Here is a 19289-nt window from a genome sequence, read left to right as displayed (position 1 = left end):
TTTGTGGTGATTAATAAGTAGACCGAAACGATTAGTTGCTGAATTCCGATGGTGGGGGATATTCAATCCATTTGTGATGTTCAACGGAGCAGGTTCTCTGTAGCATAGGTTGGCGCAAGCCCGAATAGCCCTAATTTTTTAGTGAGTGTCGGTGCATGACAACGAAGGGGAGAGGATTAGCATGGGCTTGTTTGAAGATGATTTTTATTCAACGAAGGTGTCCACACGTGCGGCTAAAAAAACAGCATTTAAAGCACGTCGCGGAGGACGGGGACGTTGGCCGCACAGGAATCGCCGGGTAAGTCCGGTGCAGGCTGCTGTCATCAGCGGTGCGGTTAGTGCAGTGGTTGCAGTGCTGCTGTTCAGCTTTATTACAGGTCTCCCCTCCACTACAGCAGTAACCGGAGCAAGTCATTATCCCTTGCGGCAAGCAGCGGGCGATCCGTATGACCGGATTGTGCAAGCGGCAGCCAAGATACGCCCAGCTGTCGTCAGCATCGTAAACCTGAAAGGGGAAGACGGTAACAGTACGGAACAATCAGCGCTTGGATCGGGCGTCATTTTCCGTGTGAGCTCAGGCAAAGCCTTTATTATGACGAACAACCATGTCATCGAGGGATCGGATGATCTGGATATTGTAACCGTAGACGGTGTCAGAAAAGAGGCGAAGCTGGTCGGAAAGGATCGCATTAGTGATATCGCTGTACTGGCCGTTGATGATAAAGGCATTAGCACAGTAGCGGATATCGGGGACTCCAGCAAACTTCGTCTGGGCGAGACGGTCATTGCGATTGGCAATCCACTCGGATTGGGAGACACGCTGACCTCTGGCATTGTGAGCTATACGAATCGAATTATTCCGATTTCCATCAATCAGGATGGCGTATATGATTGGGAGCAGCATGTGATTCAGACCGATGCAGCGATTAATGAAGGAAACAGCGGTGGAGCGCTGGTCGATCTGGACGGACGCGTGATTGGCATCAATACGATGAAAATCGCCGATACAGGTGTGGAAGGATTGGGCTTTGCCATTCCCGCCAATGAAGTAATGAAGACGGTGAATGAACTGGTTGAGGACGGCAAGATCACCCGCCCTTATCTGGGGGTGTACACGGTGGATCTTAATAATGAATATGCACCGCTGGATGAAACTCAGCGCAAGGAACTCAAGCTGCCTGACAGCGTGAAAGATGGGGCCGTTGTTCTGGAGGCCCATGGTCCTGCCAAGGAGGGCGGCTTGAAGCTGAACGATGTCATTACGGCGTTTGATGGCGAACCGATTAACTCTACGCTTGATTTGCGTCGCTACCTGTACGATAACAAGAAGATTGGCGATGAGCTGAAAGTTACCTTTTACCGGGCAGGCAAGGAAGAGTCGGTGACGTTAAAATTAACAGATAAGCCGGAAGGCTAAGGTTGAATGATAGGCTTAACTATAAAGAAGGCGCTCTCCGGCTTATTTCCGGGAACGCCTTTTTTCGATTTCTGCTGTGCCTTAGATTAAGACGTCACGCCTGTCACACGGGTTCCGCTCTTGGTGATTTTGTATGTCACCACATCTCCGCTCCAGAAGTGGAACTTCAGTGTGACTTCGCCATCTTTCACACTGTTGAAGAATTCAGGCAGCAGCTTGATGCCATGGGTATCATAGGCAGGGGCAAAAGTATTGCCAAATTCTTTATAAGGTGTCCAATCCTGTGGACCGGCATTTCCACCATTCGTATACACGGCTTCCATCGTCGCAAGCTGGCTACCACGGAAGTCTGTTGGAATGGTAAAGGCTTGAGTAGTCCCTTCGACAGCACTTAATTTTGGTGTATCATACACAACGACTCTAAAATTCCAATCCGCCCCCTTATTAAACTTGGCGGTCATTACGGCATTCTCACCATATTTACCGGAAGTTATTAGGCTGGTGAGCAAGCTGGCTTTGAAGGTTAATGTGTCTCCACTCAGCGTGTAGTCGGTCCCCTGTTTCAGTTGCTTGCTGTTGGCATGGAGTGATTTTGACTGGTTGCCATTCAGGTTTAGAGTGACCTTGGTTTCCTGAACAGGAGAGCCTTTCTTCAAATGAATGAGATCACTAGCTGCATTGGAGGAACGTCCTTTCAGGCTGGCCTTAATAACATTAAAGAGTTCAGGATCAGACCACTTGTACGTTGTCCGGTTTAGGTGCTGGCCGTTATCCCAGAGCATACCTGTTACTTTCTTCTCTTTCATGTAATGGGTCACAAACTCAAAAAATTTTAGCTTTTCGCCCTGTTCAATAACACCTGTATGCTTATCGAAGCCGAGCAGGCCATATTCACCGACAATAACCGGAATTCCCTTGGCTACAAAGGTGTTATAGACATTATCAAATGTTTGAATAATATCATCTTGGGCAACTTTATCAAATGTTGTATTCCCGGCAATGTTTACACTGAAAGGCCAAAAGCCATAATAGTGAACGGTCGCAATCAGATTGGGATCGTTCAGCCCAGTAATTGTGTTGTAAAGCTGGCTAATCTTGGCTTGGGCAGGTGAAGCATCCAGACCGGATAGAACAAGAGGACGAGTGGCATTCTTACCACCGGAGGCACGAACGATTTTGTGGAAGGATACATTTAGCTCATGAAGCATCTGATTCATTTTCGCTTCATCCGTTGTTCCCCCTTCAGAAAACCGGGGCTCGTTAATACTTTCGAACATCAACTTGTGAGGCTGATTTTTAAAGCGGTCGGCAATTTGTGTCCATAATGCGTTATAGCGAGCTAACACTTCATCATGCTTGGGCTCCATACTGCTTACCCACGTCCATGAATCATGATGGACATTAATCATGACATACAGATTGGCATCCAGTGCCCAGCGAACTACCTCTTCCACACGGTTCATGTAGGCAGACTCAACCGTATAGTTTGGTGCGGCTCCAATATGCTTATCCCAGGTGACGGGAATGCGAATACTTTTGTACCCTTGGGCAGCAATTTGCTGAATCAAAGCTTGGGTAATGCGCGGATTGCCCCAGGCGGTCTCGTCCGCCCCGACAGCATCCAGCGAATTTCCCAAATTCCATCCGGGCTGCATGGCTTCCACATATGACTGCATATTGCCGATGGCAGCGGCTGGCTGTGCTTGTCCGTCCGTTTCAGCAGCAGCGGCAACGGATGCGAACGTGGATAACAATAAGGTAATGGCAAGCGTCAACGACAGCAATGAAATGGGTCTTCGTTTTAACATAACAGGCCCCTTTACAAAGTTATTTTTGAAAGCGCTTTCTATTAAACACTATCATATTATTTTAATATGGAATACCTGTATAATTCATGTAAAAATCATGTGCTAATTAGATATTTTAATTTTGTAAGCGTTATTATTGAAAAAATACAGAAATGAGTGTAGAATCTATGGCCCCCTCAAATACCAAAAGAAAGAAGGAGATGAATATGAATAAGTGGAACACCGAAGAGGCCATTCGACGCTGGAACATGCATGCAGAAAACTTTACTGCCAAGTACACCGAAGAAGGGGATCGGTCTCGTGAAGTGCTGCTAAATCCTGCTTTGCAAGAGTGTATGGGACTGATCGCAGGTAAAAAAGTGCTTGATGCCGGGTGTGGCGAAGGTTACCTGAGCCGGAAAATGGTTCAGGAGGGCGCGTTGGTGGAAGCTGTCGATTACTCGACAGAGATGCTGAAGCTTGCAAGAGAGCGGACACCGTCAGCAATGGGAATTACATATCACCACGGCAATCTGGAGAGGCTGGAGATGTTCGAAGACCAGAGTTTTGATCTGATCGTATCCAATATGGTCATTCAGGATTTGGCTCATTATGAGCTGGCGATTGCCGAAATGCGGCGGTTATTAGTTCCAGGGGGCAACTTTATTTTTTCTATTCTGCATCCGTGCTTTCTGACACCGCAGAGTGGATGGGTGAAGGATGAGACAGGGAAAAAGCTGTATTGGAAAGTGGATCAGTATTTCAACGAAGGTCCCCTGGAGCAAGCGATTCCTTATGATCAGGAGGAAAAACTTTTGTATTTTCACCGTACGCTGGGCAGCTATGTACAGACCATTGTGGAGGCGGGTTTGTTGTTGGAAGGGATGATCGAACCGAAGCCGTCTGCTGGTATGCTGGAGAAATATCCCCATTTCCGTGAAGACCTGAACGTCAGTAATTTCCTCATTTTTAAGACCAAACGTCAGGGATAGTGGGCAAGCCCTTTCCTTTCCGCGTCAAGTGTGGTAGAACAAAAGAAGGCGGTTTTGACACACCTACAACAGGAAGAGCTTCAAACGGAAAGGGATGCAACTGGAATGTACGTGGTATGTAAAGAGCATGTGGAACTGGCAATTGATATGTTCGTCGATGAATACGAGGATGCACCGGATGTCGTCGATCTCAAAGAAACGAAATTTTCGGATTGGGACCCTCCAGTGAAGTGCAAGGAATGTGAGAAGAAAGCAGAGTTTTTGGTCGTCTAAAAAACAAGCACGGGCGTTTCGGGGAGAAACGTCCTTTTTGTATTTATTCCTACCACATCTGAGACAGGAGTGAACGATGGATGGACCCTTTGCTGCATTCACTGTTTCGTCCGCTTCAAGTCAATGGAAGTGACCCCTATACATATTATATTGAGCAAAAACCGTCTGCTGCGCTGAGAGCCTACGTAGCCTGTTATTGGGAGTCTGGCCCGGTTACTAAAGAAGTCCCTGAAGGGAATATGAGAGTATCGGGTAGAGAGGCAGTGGACCGAGTATTACCTGACGGTTGTACGGATATTCTATTAGAATACGACCCGGTGAGTAAGCATCAGGAACTCTCATATTGCGGGACATTTACGCATCCGTTCGTGTCTACCAGACAAGCAGGGTCCGAGACACGTATTTTTGCAGTAAGATTTTTCCCCGGTGGAGCACATTATTTTCATGGGATGCCGACTTATTTGTTTACAGGTGGTAATTATCGCTTGGAAGAGATATGGCCTGAAAATGTCGAGATCATAGGTGAGCGTATTTTGGAGGCACGAGACTTTAATGAGCGGGTGCGTATAATGGATCAGTATCTTAATCAGCTGCTACTGAGTCGTAGGAAAAGCAATTGTGACCTGATGAAAAACCTGCTGCATCACATCTTTGTGAGCGGTGGGAGTGTGGGGATTAAGGAGCTTGCGGAGCGTGAGGCGATCAGTGAAAGACAACTCAACCGCAAATTTGGACAATGGATCGGGATTAGCCCCAAGAAGTTCAGTGAAGTCGTCCGCTTCCAGAGCGTTCTCCACAGTATTCAGAGTGGTGGTTCCGTCGATTGGACGGGGCTGGCATTAAAGCACAGCTTTTTTGACCAAGCGCATCTGATCCGTGGTTTTCGCAAATTTTATGGAGCTTCCCCGCTTACTGCGGCTAAGGACTTTCGGAAGTTGTCCGATTTTTACAATACACGTTCGGGGACCTCGACTATACTCAAAATATGAGGAAATAGGCAAAGGAGAGATGAGTATATGAGTGGAACACTGCAAGTTCGCGATCATCTGCTGAATGAACTGGAGACCGGGGTACGGACGGGGGAAGCCTTAATACGTAAAATACGCCCAGAGGATTGGAGCTTTCGCCCACAGGACAATTTCCGCTCGTTGCTGGAGTTAGTGCATCATTTTGTGCTTATTCCGGCTTCGGATCTTGCGATTATGCAGGAGAAGTCCGAGGCTGAAGTAGGGGAGATTGAAAAGAGCCTGTCCGGGGTGGAAGATCCTGAGCGCTTAGCTGCGACTTTCAGGCAAAATTTTGAGGCTTATAAGGCTTACATTCTTTCGCTTAGCGAAGACGATTATCTGAATCGTTCGACGAAGGCCTTTTATATGGAGCATGGGCATCTACAGGTTCAGTGGCAGATTGAGACCGTGACCCACGTATTCCATCACCGCTCGCAGATCTATAATTATCTAAAGCAACTGGGACATGAAGTGAGCTTTTTTATGTTGTATGCTTGAGTATTTTTATATAAAAAGGTTTGGAGGGCGCCTGTTGGGTGCTCTTTTTTGGTTTTATTCAAGGCTTTTTAGGGTGAAATGACTTAGTCGAACGCGCGTGAAACTTCTTTACTAACACGTCTAAGAATGCTGATCTGCTCATCATTTAATCTGCTGGTCAACACTACAAACTCATCTATCGCCTCTTGCCGAATCATTTCGTCTGTAGTCATATGTTCTTCGGAAAACATCAACTCACTGATAGACACGTTTAAGGCGGTTAGCACTTTCTCCAGAGTATCAATCGAAAAGTTTCTTTCTCCACGCTCTAGTGATCCGATATATGCATCATCTAATCCTGAAAGCTCCGCAAGTTGTTGCTGTGTTAGTCCCTTAGCCTTCCGAATTGCTCTAATTCTTTCTCCAACCGAATTCCGTAATTTTGTCATATTAACCACCTTAACAAGCTTATAGAAGAGGAAGTGTAAAAATTAGAAGGGAATAGTTCAGTTCTTTTTTTGCTGAAGCTCAACTAAACCAACAATGTTTCTAGTTATAGTAGTAAGAATTTCGAGTTCTGTTGTTTCTCTTGAATTTATGAGTAGCATAAGTTCATTTATGATTTGTTTTCGATCCGTTGGTTCATCGAATTGAAAAAGTTCAAAGGCTGGAACTTTTAACGCTGAAATTATTTTTTCTAACGTCTCCAATGAAATATTTCGATCCCCACGTTCTACTCCGCCAATATAACTGTAATGAAGTCCTGCGGCTTCTGCCAGTTGTTCCTGTGTCCATCCTTTAGCCTTTCTTAGCTCCCGTATCCGATTTCCAACACTTTCTGGTAAACTCATGTAATCACCTCCACTTAAGGTTAGAAGAGGAGAGAATATCGTTACAGACCATCTTATACAAAATAAAAACACATAAAATCGTACTTTTAAGTACTTTTTATATTGACCTCCTTTTTCACTTTCTATACAATTGGATGTAAATGGAAATATAAGGAGAGGCTACTCTTGGAAACTTCTATCCTGAAATCACTCAAACCGGATATTATTGTTGAAATGTTGGAGATGGCTGTGGCTTTTCAAAATTGGAAAAAGGTGATGGAGACGGCGGATATTTTGTATCAATGTGTCCAGCGTATCTACGAAGAACGGCAGTATCATAAAGCAATGAAATTACCCATCCCGCATGTCAATTTAGAGCGTCCGTTGGTATATTATTTTGGGCTCAGTCACCTGATGTGTGGAATGGCACACCAGAACCAAGGTGCATATGAGCAGGCAAGGGAGTACATTTATAAGTATGCTGAGCTAGGGTGGATGGAGGATTTAGAGGAAGAAGACAATCAGGTTGTCGAGGAATTCAGGTTTTTAGCTAAGACTAATTTATATGCAGTGGATATTTTGTCTGGAAATATAGAGCTGATTGAGGAATATGTAGCCTTTTTGCAGGATAATCTAGAGGAAATATTACCGGGGCTCAATACCATATTACAGGCAGCGCTTATGTATCATTTGGATGTGGCAGATATCTTACATACGTTTGCAGAGCAGATTGATGAATTCGAGAGTTATGAAGACGCAGAGAACATATCTTACTATTATAGCTACTGCTATCACTTGGCTTTGTACTATCGGAAGTACGATAGATTACAGGATGCAGTGGGACTTACTTTACAGGCGATGCAACTAGCTGATCAGTCGGGTAACGATCGTAATTTCAAGAAATGTACAGCATTGTTTGAATCATTACGGGAGTCAGCGACAGCGGAGCAAATCAGCGAATATCGACAGATGCTAATACAGTGTCTTGATGAATACAGAGCTTAGAGCATTCCATTGTGATGATCTGAACTAGGGATAGGCTCTTATCGGAGAGGAAATAGATAGGTAAGAGGCGTTTCAGGTGCTAAAATAACTATGTTACAGGTATGTTTTTAGTTCGGAATCGTAAATACGATTTTACATTATCATTCGACATAGATAGGGGTATGGAATTTGTTTATTCAACTTATAGGTGTTGGCAAGTTAAAAGAGAAATATTTGGTCATGGGCATTCAGGAATATGCTAAACGGCTGGGGCCATACATCAAATTTCAAATGATCGAAGTAGCCGATGAAAAGGCTCCTGACACACTGAGCGAGACGGAGGTTCGGCAGGTCAAGGAGCGAGAGGGAGAGCGCATTCTTGCTCACGTGAAAAGTGAAGCACATGTCATTGTACTCGCCATCGACGGCAAACTGTGGAGTTCGGAAGAACTCGCAGAGGAATTGGACAAGCTCGGCACCTACGGTACAAGCCATGTTGTCTTCGTCATTGGCGGCAGCCATGGTCTCTCTGACGAAGTCCTCCGTCGAGCCCAGCAAAAGCTGAGCTTCGGAAGGATGACCTTGCCACATCAGCTGATGCGATTGGTACTGGTGGAACAGATTTATCGGGCGGTGAAGATTAATCGGGGGGAACCGTACCATAAATAAGGGCAAGTTTTTGTGGAGGTATTAAGACGGTTTGTAATCCAAAATAAAAATTAGCTGTTAACGAAAGAAAAAACGCGCTATGGCGCGTTTTCTTACTTAAACAGTCTCCAAAATGGTTTAAACTGATTTTTTATATACATCTGCAAAAACCTTTGCAAAGTCTCCAATCTTGACTTTGCCGAGGTGGTAGTCGGTGGCACGGAGGCTGGCGTAGAATTCGTCGGCGTTTTCACCCGCGCGGTACAATTGGGCGAAGCCGTTGGCGGTATTTTCATGGAAGCCGATTTTCTTCATATTTTCAGCGAGAGCTTCGACGGGAATTTGTTGGAATTTGGCTTCGACATCATTTTCAGCAAGAGCATTTAGCCAGTCGTTGCTTGTGGCCCAATCGCTTACTACGAATTTCGTGCTTTTTCCCACTGGGGTGTGAGAAATCAGAGCGTAAGCGACGTCCGCGATATCAACTGGGCTGACCCACCCTTGCGGGATGTCGGCTGAAATTGGACTGAAGAGGATTCGCTGGGCTTTGAGGCTTTGCATGTCGGCAAAAAGATTGCTGTAAAAGCCGACAGGGCGGATATGAACAACGTTCACGCCTTCGAGCGAGTTGAGCGCGTCTTCTGCAAAATGATAGCTGTAAAGGATGCCGGCGTTGGGGTTGTCAGCGCCGACTGAGCTGAGGTTGATGACGTTTTTCACGCCTGAGTTTAGAACGGCAGTCTTGTAATCTTCAGAAAGCTCGATGGAGGTCTGCCACATATCCGTGCCAGTGGCAAAATTGATGCCAGAAATCATGAGGTAAACGACGTCGCTGCCTGTGAAAGCCTTGGTGAGGAAGTCGACGTCACGGTTTGAGCCGACAGCAGCCTTGGCGCCGAGCGCTTCGATGTCGGCGATCCGATCTTTGGAGCTTGTGATGACGGTGACATCGTGACCGTCTGCGATGAGGCGTGGAAGGTAGACACGATTGATATTGCCGAGTGAGCCGAGAACTGTGATTTTCATTGTGTTCTCTCCTTCTTTTTGATAAAGTGATGTCAGTGACTGACATTCGAGATCATTATGCGCTTGCTGGATACTGTTGTCAATAAAAAATGTCAGTTACTGACATTTTTGATAAATTGTAAAAAACTACAAAAATAGGAATGGTAAAATGAATAGTAAAGAGAAACTGCAGGCGGCGGCCACGAAATTATTTATGGAAAAAGGCTATGAAAATACGACGGTGCAAGAGATTGCAAGCCTTGTAGGTGTGACGGAGAGAACCTTTTTCCGGCAATTCAAGGACAAGTCTGACGTGCTTTTTGACACAAGAAATGAGATGGGGCAGCAAGTCGCGGCTTTTATCACGGACCATTTTGACGTCGAGCAAAAGCCGCTGAAGCTTGCGGTTGATGGCTTTGCCTCGGTTTTTAGTTTTTTTGATGGCGAGCGGGAGAGGGTGCTGGCGCGGAATCAAATTATTCAAAGTAACCCTGATTTGCAGGAGCGTGAGCTGCTAAAAAGCCAGGCGCTGATTGAGTCTGTCACAAACGTCTTGTCTGTCAAATATGATAGCGAGCTGTCAGAGCTTGCCGCACGATTTGCGGTTGAAATTTTTCACATGGCTTTTATCAAATGGATTGAAAGTGCCGAGAAAGGCTTTGTGGAGCAGGTGCTAGCAGTTTATGAGGTGTATCAAAAACTCTGTCAGTACTGACAGAGTTTTTGATTATTGCGGCGCCGAAAGTCAGGTGACAAGAACATTGCCCAAATGAAGTCCTCATATCGAAGGCTTTTTTAATTATCGGATCAAATTCTTGTCATGTCCGCCGTGCAGCTCGATAACCCCGAGGAATAAGAGAGACAAAAAACTTGCCGTTACAGAAAGTGCGGAGAACCCTATCACAAATGATGCAATTTCGCTTCACACTCGACCTCATACTGTGACGGAGTAGGTTGGTGTGAACTTGGTGAATAAATGGCACAAAATATGGCTAGCCATAGCCAACCATATTTTTAAAAGCATTTTTTGATTTTAGACACAATCAGGTTTCCCTTTAAAACGAACCTAAATCCCTTCTAGGATCTCTTCCGTTGTGCGAATCCGGCCAATCCTCGGAAAAATAACGTTCCGCACATGCTCATGTTCGGCCTTGGTGAACCCAGTCATGGCGTCAATTGCAAAAATAAGTTGATAGCCGTGCTGAAATGCCTCTCTTGCGGTTGTATCGACTCCGATACCTGAGGATATACCGCATAAAACGATCGTATCAATATTTCGGCGGCGCAGCTGCAGATCAAGGTCTGTTCCATGGAAAGCCCCCCATTGTTTTTTGGAGATGATATGGTCTGTCTCGGTCACTCCGAGCTCGGGAACAAATTCATCCCAGCCCTCTATCAGGTTCAGTCTAGGTACCGTGGTATCGAGCTTGGGAGAAGGTATATCCTTGAAGTCTTTACTGGATACGTGTACAAGATTCACAAAAGCCCCCTTGTTACGAAAAAGATTGGCCAGCTTAGCTGAATTTGCAATGACCATCTCGGCAGAATAAGGAGCATACTGACTGCTAATCCATTTTTGGAGGTCAATGACGACCAGAGAAGTCTTGTTCCAATCCAATAACGGTGCTCGTTCCTCACCCTTCAAAAGATTGCCATTTAGTTGATTCATATAGAATCTCCTCCTAACCTTATCTTGTAATAAAATGATGACTACGTCAGTATATAATCGATGATATAGAATAACGAGAGAGGGAATTAACCTAGGAGCGTTACTCCCAGAATACAAAGAAATACTGAAGGGATGAGATGAAATGCAGGAGGAACGCGGAAAGACCGGAGAATTAGCTGAATTTCTCCGTACCCGACGGGCCCGTCTGACTCCGGAGCAGGTAGGTTTGCCTTCCGGTGAAAGACGGCGGACACCTGGTCTTAGAAGGGCAGAGGTTGCCATACTCGCTGGTATCAGTGTGGATTGGTATACATGGCTGGAGCAGGGTAGAGACATTCAGGTATCTATCCAGGTGCTTGATAGCTTGTCCCGTGCGCTGCGAATGAACGACATTGAGCGAAAACATCTCTTCTTGCTCGCTGCAGGACACTTACCCTCGAGTAATCAAGCGCCACAGAACAAGGTAAGCCGGCTACTGCAGGATTTTTTGGACAGACAGGGGGAAAGCCCTGCCTTTGTGGTAAATTCAAGGTGGGATGTCGTAGCCTGGAACCAGGCCGCAATTCTCGTTTTTGGAGATTACGAAGCAATGTCGGCAAGAGATAGAAATTCGATATGGCGCCTATTCACTACGAATAATGCGAAGCGGATGCTGGGTGACAGTTGGGAAGCGAACGCCAAACATCGGTTAGCCCAGTTTCGGGCCAACTATGCAAATACAGTCGGGGATCCTTGGTGGGGAGAGTTTATTGAGGACCTGCACCAGCAAAGTAAGGAGTTCCGGGAATGGTGGCCGTTGCATCAAGTTATAAATGTGCCGGAAGGTGAAAAGCTGCTTAATCATCCTGCTGTCGGTTCCCTTCGTTTTGGTCATCTTTCCTTTCAGGCTATGGACTCCGTTGACCTCCAGGTTACAGTTAATATTCCTTTGGATACCCCAACAATTGAAAAAATGAGAAAACTTCTTTCTGCGGTTATTTGATAATTCAGCATTTGCCACGTCCGTTGAAGTTATTCCATTTTGTTATGACCAGGTTAACTTCAATCTCCTCGTTCTCTACAGCCATAAATGAAATTCTCCTTAGGCTAGTGATGAACAGGAGGAAAGTTTGTAAGATCGCTATCCATATATTTTGTAATAGATACACGATGCAGATCGTCAACTGTCGCTAGAAAGACTTCATTGATCTGAATCTGCTGTGCCGCTAATTGGGTATCAACCCAAAGTTCGTTTATTCCCAGTTCGCGGAGGATTCGTTTCTCGATTTTCCCTTCCCGAACAATGGGATAAGATATGGTGGAGGAGCTTGAACGATTGGCCTTTTCGAGAATGCTCAATTTTCCATTTGCCTCAATGACTGCAATTTCTACGCGAGTGACATCAAAAATCTTTTCCTCTCTTAACATTTGCAGGATGTTATCTATGGAATATTTCGTTTTTCTAATGTTTTTAGCTATGAACTTACCTTTAGATATAACGATGATAGGCTCGAACGTTACCAATTTGCCGAACCAGCGAAATTTAAGTACCCCAACTGAGAAAATCTTTTGAACGATCCCGATACTAACGATAGCGAAGGCTGTTGGGATGTGGCGAATATCAGGGTCGGCTATATCTGCTCCAACAAGAGCTCCCAAAATTAAAATAACTAAAAAATCAAAAACAGGAAGTTCCCCAATGGCCTTTCTCCCCATAAATAAAGTGACAAACAACATGAGCGGGATCATGGTAATGATTCTCCCTGCGACCAGCCCCAAATCTTTAATTATTTCCATTTTGGCAGGTGACCTTTCTTTAGCGGGATGGAATAATGAACGAACATCGTGGTGTTAGTATGATTCCAATTTGTGAAAAAAATGCAAGTGGGTGAGTTGTGGATATGGCTAAAATCGTCAGCGCATGGACCTAGCCAAACGTAACGGTCGTCTCATGGTTCGGATTAATGACTCGCAGGATTGCTCTAAAGTGGTTGTTTAAGCGAGACACTGTAAACAGACCCTTTTTATTTGCCGTTAGATCGATACGGTGAACCGTATCAATACACCATTTTTTAATCGCTGACCCTTCTGCGATCCATGCAGAGGGGTCCTTTGCTGTCAAAATGAAGCGAAGGATGAAGGGGCAGAGTATGTCGATTGTGATTTAAAAATTAAGCATTCCCTCCATAGGGAGAATGGGGGTTGGAAACGTAATCCCATGTGTGTGACTCTTGGTTTCTAACAATTTCACGATTTCGTCATAACTCTGCTGTATAGAAAGGTGTTTAGCAAACCATGTCGAATATTATTTGTCGAATATTATTTAATGTTACCTCGAGAGGGACTAGATGGGAGTGAGGCATAATGAGAGGTAGGAAGTTCACGATGACGATCAGGAACAAGGTAATTCTAACGATCGTCGTTACTGTAATCACTAGCCTTGTGATCGGAGGCGTTGGGATTTACAATCTGAAGCGGGTACAATCCTCGCTTGAGGAGAGCCTTAGTATTAGGGCGGAAGTCATTGATCTCATTCGTACAGCAGATATCGACCTATATCAGATGCTGTTGGCAGAACGATCGCTGTACAGTTATGAACCAGGGTCGGAGCAATTTTCGAAACAACTGGAGGATTACGGAAAACAAAAGGAGTCGGCAAAGAAGAAGCTTAATAAGTATAAGTCAATTGGAACAATTTTTGATAATGAGGAAAAGTTGATTCAAGACTACGAAGCAACGGTTGCAGCGTATGATTTGGTCTCCAAGAAAGTGATTGACGGATTATCGTCAAAGGATTCCACTGTCCGTGAAAGGGCGAATCTTCTTTCTTATCAGGAGGGCAGCGAAAAGTTTGATCAGATGGAGGACGCTTTGGATCACATAGGTGATCTGTACTACGATGATAATCAAATCATGTTGGACAGCACACAAAAACAATACAGCTTCCTGAGATTGGTCAGTATCCTCTTAACATTGGCAGGCTTGATCGCTTCATCGTTGCTTGGTTATTTGATCATCCGATCCATCCATCATCCAATCCGTTATTTGCGCGGACGTGTGCGAGAGATTGCGGAGGGCAATCTGGCCGTCGATATACGTACCTTCTCCCAGGATGAGCTTGGGCAATTAACCGCTGATTTTAATATAATGGTATCTCGTATGAAAGAACTCATTTCGACAGTAAGCCAATCGATTGGCCATGTAAATACTTCTGCTCATGAACTTACCTTTATCGCGGAACAAACAACGGCAACCGGCGAGGAAATGACGTCAGGCATTAATGAAATTGCAGTTGGTGCTTCTGAGCAAGCGTCCTTGACAGAGGCAACGAGCCGTGAAACGATGGCGCTATCGGACACGATTGAAAAGGTAAATGTAAGGAACAAAAAAATGACCAGCTTGTCTTCGGAAGCGGAAATCGTCTTAAGAGGCGGCATGGATAAAGTAAAGAAATTACAGGATCACAATCTCCAAACGACAGAAGCAAACCAACTGGTCGTACAACATATTGAAGGCCTGGCAGAACAGATGCTTACGATTTCCACAATCGTACAAACGATTAATGAAGTATCAGAGCAAACGAAGCTCCTCGCATTAAATGCGAGCATAGAAGCGGCGCGTGCCGGCGAATCCGGAAAAGGATTTGCAGTTGTCGCTACAGAGATTCGCAAGCTGTCGACCATGACTTATGAATCAACAGAGAGAATTAACACAACTATTGCACGCCTCAAGTCAGAAGTTTCTCAAACGTTGCAGGTCATGAATCAGACAGAGGTGGTTATCTCCGAACAATCTCTTATTGTTCAGGAGTCGGGAACGGTATTTGAATCGATTATGGATATGCTTAAGGAAATCATTAGCTCGATTCAAGAGATGGATGGGGATATAGGGCAGATGAATGTTAGCAGGGAACAGGTTATCTCATCCATTATCAAGATATCCGATGTAGCTCGAGACGCAGCTTCTGCCACAGAAGAGATAAGTTCGGCTTCTAACGATCAGAGTCAAGCGTATTCCCATCTGCATAGTGCAGCTGAACAATTGAAACAATCAAGCCAACAAGTGAGCGAAATGATCAGCAGATTTCGAATTGTACAAGAATGATTAGTACTGAGAATAAGAAAGGGAGCTATCCGAATACGGATGGCTCCTTTTCTAACCTCGTTGATGAAAAGCGTGCGTACCGTCTCACGGGGTGATGCATATGATTACCAATGCTTTTATTCAGCTTTAGTTGCTTGTATACGTAGCACAGTATGCGCCAGAAGATGAGATCGAAAGGGTTATGGACCATTTCCTTAAAATCTTGATAAAGAGGTCGGAGACTATCCCTGTTTTGAAAAAAACTTCAACAAGTCGAGAAACAGTATCAGGATATGCCAGAAGCATTTAGGGGGCATTTTACCTTTAATGAATACGGAAAGGCAGTTCAATTGAGAAATCCAAACGAAACGAAGCAAATGATTGAACGCTTTTTCGCATCCCAGCACCGTTACTAATCAGCCGAACGAGGTAATTCGTTATGATTTATCACAGTCAGATAAGTCCCCAATCTTCTCCGATTTTAATTGGAGTGTTCCTACCCACGCTCCCGATTTCTATGCTTTAATAAAATGAGCAGTATTAACAAGAAGCGTTGAAAGTGGGGTTCTATGAAGCGACTAACGATTGGCCTGTTCGCCCATGTGGATGCAGGTAAGACAACTTTTGCGGAACAGCTGCTGTACCATACGAACAGTATCCGGTCCCGGGGGCGGGTGGATCATCAGGATGCGTTTCTGGACAGCCACGACATCGAGCGGGCAAGAGGTATTACGGTGTTCGCAGATCAGGCGGTAATAGAATATAAGGGAGATAGCTATTACATAATAGACACGCCCGGACACATCGATTTCTCCCCGGAGATGGAGCGGGCGATTCAGGTCATTGATTATGCCATCCTGATTGTAAGCGCAGTTGAAGGTGTCCAGGGTCATACGGAGACGGTCTGGCAGCTGCTGCGCAAGCATCGGATTCCGACGTTCTTCTTTATCAACAAGACAGATCGGATCGGCGCGGATGCAGGCAGAACCGAGGCAGATATCCGACAGCAGTTGACGAGGGAAGTATGTTGCATTACACAGAGCTTCGCTGACGGCATAGTCGGCGAGCCGCTGCGGGAGGCCATGGCGGAGCGGGACGAAGCCTTGCTGGAAGCATTCCTGGAGGGGGGAGAGGATTCCGGCTTCTGGCTGGAGGCCTTGCAGAGGATGATAGCGGCGGGTCTTCTCTTCCCCTGTGCTTACGGCTCTGCGCTTCAGGATACGGGCGTCATTGAATTTCTGGATCAGCTGCATCTGCTGACGACATCCACTTATGACGAGAATGCCTTGTTCCAGGGGCGGGTTTATAAAATTCGGCACGATGCAGGTGGAGCGAGACTCACGTTCATTAAGGCGTTGGGTGGTCGGCTGAAGGTGAGAGAACAGCTTAGTTACGAGAGCGGCGGGGTTCAGTATGACGAAAAAATTACGCGGCTCTTCTTGTTTAACGGCCTTAAATCGCAGCCGGTGGAACAAGTAGAAGCCGGCGATTTGTTTGCGGTTACCGGATTGTCCGCCGCCGAGGCCGGACAAGGCATGGGGTCGATATCAGACAAGTTAGCTTACGATTCGGAGCCGACGTTACAATCGAAGGTATTATTCGACAATTCGATACATGTACAGAAGGTGCTCGGTGTTTTTCGCACGTTGGAGGCGGAGGAGCCGTCTCTAAACGTCGTTTGGGATGAAAAATTGCAGGAGATTTCTATCCGCGTCATGGGATTGATTCAACTGGAAGTGCTGGAGCAGCTTGTTAGAGAGCGGTTTGGCTTGGCTATCTCTTTTGGACAACCGGAAATCTTGTATAAGGAAACGATTCAATCGGCTGTGAAAGGGTACGGCCACTTCGAACCGCTCAGGCATTATGCGGAAGTGCATCTGCTGATTGAACCGGGAGAAAGGGGCAGCGGCATCATGTTCGATAGCAGATGTCATGCCGATGATCTGAATGTCAGCTATCAAAATCTGATTCGGAATCATCTCTACGAACGGGAGCATCACGGACTGTTGACCGGCGTGCCGGTCACCGACGTGAACATTACGCTTCTGAAGGGCCGCGCGCATAAAGAACATACCCATGGCGGCGATTTTCGTGAGGCTGCCTTTCGAGCACTACGGCAGGGTCTGGAGAAGGCGGACAACGTGCTGCTGGAGCCTTATTACGATTTCAAAATCAAAGTCACTATCGATGAAATGGGCAGAGTACTGTCCGATATTCAGCGTGCTTCAGGTATTTTTAATCCGCCGCAGACAATCGGAACGCAAGCGGTGGTCACGGGCAGGGTGCCTGTATCGACTTTCATGAACTACAGTGCCGAATTCGCATCCTTTACGCATGGACGAGGCAGTATCCGCTGCGTGTTCAGCGGCTACGACCGCTGCCATAATACGGAGGAAGTTATAGAGCGGATGGGCTACTGCAAAGGGGCAGACCCACTGTATACATCCTCCTCCATCTTTTGCGCCAAGGGGGCAGGTTACTCGGTGCCATGGGATGAGGCGGAAGCCAAGATGCACCTTGAATTAGAACCTTGAGTGATCTTTATTAGGAAACTTAGCAACTAAGAAATTATCGTGAGTAGTAAATCTAATACTGTGCTACTTTTACGATTCAAACTGGGCAGTTGCCGTTACTAGGACAGGTGTCCCTACATAGAAATAAGCTGATGAGAAAGGCTTATGTCATGAGCAGGGATGGTGTAAAGTAGATGGCACAAAAGTTGCAAAAGAAAAGTACACGATTAACCGGAAGGATCGTACTTCCGGGTAATCCGTCATACAATACGGCCAGAATGGAGTTCAATAGGCGCTTTTCCAAATTTCCAAGGGTCATTGTTTTTTGCCAACGAACTCAGGATGTGATCAACGCAGTCAAATGGGCTCGTGAGCGAGGCATACGGCTGCGAGTGCGCAGCGGACGACATAGCTATGAAGGCTTCTCAACTGTAAATGGCGGTATTATTATCGATGTGAGCGAGATGAATAAGGTTAAGGTTGATCGCAAAAATAGAGAGGCCATTGTCCAAACGGGAAATCCACTTGCCCGTGTGTACAAGAAGCTGTGGAATAAGCGTGTGGCAATTCCGGCGGGGACTGCGCCCGACGTAGGCACAGCTGGGCTCACCCTGGGAGGAGGCATTGGACTTCTTTCCCGCAAATATGGACTTACGTGCGATAACTTGAAACAAGTGAAGATGGTCGTAGCTTCGGGGCGGTATGGGGCAAAGACGATTGTGGCAAACAGCAAGAAACATTCCGATCTGTTGTGGGCATCACGAGGTGGAGGGGGAGGGAACTTTGGTGTTGCTACAGAATATACATTTCGGGTTAGACCGATTTCATCGGTTTCTATATACAGTATTACGTGGAAATGGAGTGATCTTGAGAAGGTGTTACCGGTTTGGCAGCGCTGGGCCCCATCTGTCACGAACCGCTTAACCTCAACCATTGAGGTGGCTGCCAAGCAGGTAGGAACCATTGTATCTACTGGGCAATTGCTTGGCGGTGCAGAGGAGCTGCGTCGATTGATTAGACCGCTCTTGCGAGCAGGCACTCCGGTGAAGGTGATGGTGAAGACAGTACCTTTTATTGAAGCAACCCATTTTTTTGCTGAATCGGACCTGAATTTAGAACCAAAGTTTAAAATAACCGGGGCCTACGGATTCCAACCTTTGCCGCCTGAAGGAGTACGGATTATACGCGACTTTTTAGCCAAAGCACCCAACCGGCATTCTAGCGTGTGGGGTCAGAGCTTAGGTGGTACAGGAAGCGCGGTAAGTCGAGTATCGCCTACTGCAACGGCCTATCCTCATCGGAAGGCTGAGATAATCTACGAACTGTCAGCCCGCTGGAGAAACAACGGGGAGCAGGAGCGGAATATTCAGTGGGTAGAAAGGTTCCGCAGAGCGTTGCGTCCCTTTGTTAAAGGGGATTATGTGAATTTCCCCGATCTGCAGATTAAGAACTGGCCCAAAGCGTATTATGGCGTGAACTTTGGCAGATTGAAGCAGGTGAAACGAAAGTACGATCCTCATAATGTGTTTCGTTTTGCTCAGAGTATTCCGGTGGGTAAACAGGTCAGAAAATAACAATACGCACACCAGATCGAATTAAAACAAGGAGCTGCCGGCGGCAGCTCC

General features: G+C 46.0%; 19 protein-coding genes. 12 read left to right on the top strand and 7 right to left on the bottom strand.

Annotation, left to right across the window (positions count from 1 at the left end):
* Positions 1–181 precede the first annotated feature (181 nt).
* Entirely contained in the window at positions 182–1417 is a 1236-nt protein-coding gene (locus OIU26_RS13285; RefSeq protein WP_013373882.1) for a S1C family serine protease, read from the top strand.
* Between the two features lie 86 nt (positions 1418–1503).
* Here the strand turns inward: OIU26_RS13285 and OIU26_RS13280 are convergent, their stop codons facing one another.
* Positions 1504–3225, bottom strand: coding sequence for a cellulase family glycosylhydrolase (locus OIU26_RS13280; RefSeq protein ID WP_264217098.1), 1722 nt, complete (start codon positions 3223–3225; stop codon positions 1504–1506).
* Between the two features lie 206 nt (positions 3226–3431).
* Here OIU26_RS13280 and OIU26_RS13275 point away from each other — a divergent pair, with 206 nt between their 5' ends.
* The 4 genes from OIU26_RS13275 to OIU26_RS13260 all read left to right on the top strand — a co-directional run bounded on the left by OIU26_RS13275 (position 3432) and on the right by OIU26_RS13260 (position 5974).
* Positions 3432–4196, top strand: coding sequence for a class I SAM-dependent methyltransferase (locus tag OIU26_RS13275; protein WP_165082253.1), 765 nt, complete (start codon positions 3432–3434; stop codon positions 4194–4196).
* A 105-nt stretch (positions 4197–4301) separates the two neighbouring features.
* Positions 4302–4469: a CxxH/CxxC protein gene (locus OIU26_RS13270; protein WP_013373879.1), complete on the top strand. Its 168-nt coding sequence runs from the start codon at positions 4302–4304 to the stop codon at positions 4467–4469.
* An 80-nt stretch (positions 4470–4549) separates the two neighbouring features.
* Positions 4550–5458: a helix-turn-helix domain-containing protein gene (locus OIU26_RS13265; protein ID WP_264217097.1), complete on the top strand. Its 909-nt coding sequence runs from the start codon at positions 4550–4552 to the stop codon at positions 5456–5458.
* A 27-nt stretch (positions 5459–5485) separates the two neighbouring features.
* Positions 5486–5974, top strand: coding sequence for a DinB family protein (locus OIU26_RS13260; RefSeq protein WP_264217096.1), 489 nt, complete (start codon positions 5486–5488; stop codon positions 5972–5974).
* Positions 5975–6057: 83 nt separating this feature from the next.
* On the opposite strand, the gene OIU26_RS13255 is transcribed toward OIU26_RS13260, so the two are convergent.
* Both OIU26_RS13255 and OIU26_RS13250 read right to left on the bottom strand, forming a co-directional pair.
* Positions 6058–6402, bottom strand: a complete 345-nt coding sequence (locus tag OIU26_RS13255) for a helix-turn-helix domain-containing protein (RefSeq protein ID WP_264217095.1) — start codon at positions 6400–6402, stop codon at positions 6058–6060.
* 57 nt (positions 6403–6459) lie between these two features.
* Entirely contained in the window at positions 6460–6804 is a 345-nt protein-coding gene (locus tag OIU26_RS13250; protein ID WP_264217094.1) for a helix-turn-helix domain-containing protein, read from the bottom strand.
* Between the two features lie 165 nt (positions 6805–6969).
* On the opposite strand from OIU26_RS13250, the gene OIU26_RS13245 reads away from it, so the two are divergent.
* Complete coding sequence (locus tag OIU26_RS13245) at positions 6970–7788, top strand: DNA-binding protein (protein ID WP_264217093.1); 819 nt, start codon at positions 6970–6972, stop codon at positions 7786–7788.
* A gap of 168 nt (positions 7789–7956) precedes the next feature.
* The gene (gene rlmH / locus OIU26_RS13240; RefSeq protein ID WP_264217092.1) at positions 7957–8436 is read left to right on the top strand and encodes a 23S rRNA (pseudouridine(1915)-N(3))-methyltransferase RlmH; all 480 of its coding nucleotides are present in this window, start codon (positions 7957–7959) and stop codon (positions 8434–8436) included.
* A 117-nt stretch (positions 8437–8553) separates the two neighbouring features.
* On the opposite strand, the gene OIU26_RS13235 is transcribed toward rlmH, so the two are convergent.
* On the bottom strand, positions 8554–9441 hold the full coding sequence (locus OIU26_RS13235) for an NAD(P)H-binding protein (protein ID WP_264217091.1): 888 nt from the start codon (positions 9439–9441) through the stop codon (positions 8554–8556).
* Positions 9442–9589: 148 nt separating this feature from the next.
* Here OIU26_RS13235 and OIU26_RS13230 point away from each other — a divergent pair, with 148 nt between their 5' ends.
* Positions 9590–10135, top strand: a complete 546-nt coding sequence (locus tag OIU26_RS13230; protein ID WP_064797525.1) for a TetR/AcrR family transcriptional regulator — start codon at positions 9590–9592, stop codon at positions 10133–10135.
* 351 nt (positions 10136–10486) lie between these two features.
* On the opposite strand, the gene OIU26_RS13225 is transcribed toward OIU26_RS13230, so the two are convergent.
* Entirely contained in the window at positions 10487–11089 is a 603-nt protein-coding gene (locus tag OIU26_RS13225) for an isochorismatase family protein (RefSeq protein WP_264217090.1), read from the bottom strand.
* A gap of 142 nt (positions 11090–11231) precedes the next feature.
* Here OIU26_RS13225 and OIU26_RS13220 point away from each other — a divergent pair, with 142 nt between their 5' ends.
* Positions 11232–12071, top strand: a complete 840-nt coding sequence (locus OIU26_RS13220) for a helix-turn-helix transcriptional regulator (protein WP_264217089.1) — start codon at positions 11232–11234, stop codon at positions 12069–12071.
* A 104-nt stretch (positions 12072–12175) separates the two neighbouring features.
* Here OIU26_RS13220 and OIU26_RS13215 read toward each other — a convergent pair whose 3' ends face one another.
* Together OIU26_RS13215 and OIU26_RS13210 are read right to left on the bottom strand one after the other, a co-directional pair.
* Positions 12176–12865 carry a DUF421 domain-containing protein gene (locus OIU26_RS13215; RefSeq protein ID WP_264217088.1) on the bottom strand — a complete coding sequence of 230 codons (690 nt, stop codon included), beginning with the start codon at positions 12863–12865 and terminating at the stop codon, positions 12176–12178.
* A 130-nt stretch (positions 12866–12995) separates the two neighbouring features.
* A complete protein-coding gene (locus tag OIU26_RS13210) occupies positions 12996–13190 on the bottom strand; it encodes a hypothetical protein (RefSeq protein ID WP_264217087.1) in 195 nt (64 codons plus the stop codon).
* A 263-nt stretch (positions 13191–13453) separates the two neighbouring features.
* Between OIU26_RS13210 and OIU26_RS13205 the strand changes: the two genes are divergently transcribed.
* From OIU26_RS13205 to OIU26_RS13195, 3 genes are all read left to right on the top strand, one after another.
* A complete protein-coding gene (locus OIU26_RS13205; protein ID WP_264217086.1) occupies positions 13454–15172 on the top strand; it encodes a HAMP domain-containing methyl-accepting chemotaxis protein in 1719 nt (572 codons plus the stop codon).
* A 548-nt stretch (positions 15173–15720) separates the two neighbouring features.
* Entirely contained in the window at positions 15721–17685 is a 1965-nt protein-coding gene (locus OIU26_RS13200) for an elongation factor G (protein ID WP_264217085.1), read from the top strand.
* 173 nt (positions 17686–17858) lie between these two features.
* Positions 17859–19238 (top strand): FAD-binding oxidoreductase, encoded by a 1380-nt coding sequence (locus tag OIU26_RS13195; RefSeq protein ID WP_264217084.1) that lies wholly within the window; start codon positions 17859–17861, stop codon positions 19236–19238.
* The last annotated feature ends 51 nt before the right edge of the window (positions 19239–19289 follow it).

Origin of the sequence: Paenibacillus sp. BT-177, assembly GCF_025846815.2 — a bacterium.
Classification (GTDB): domain Bacteria; phylum Bacillota; class Bacilli; order Paenibacillales; family Paenibacillaceae; genus Paenibacillus; species Paenibacillus polymyxa_C.
This window is presented reverse-complemented; position numbering and strand designations above follow the sequence as displayed.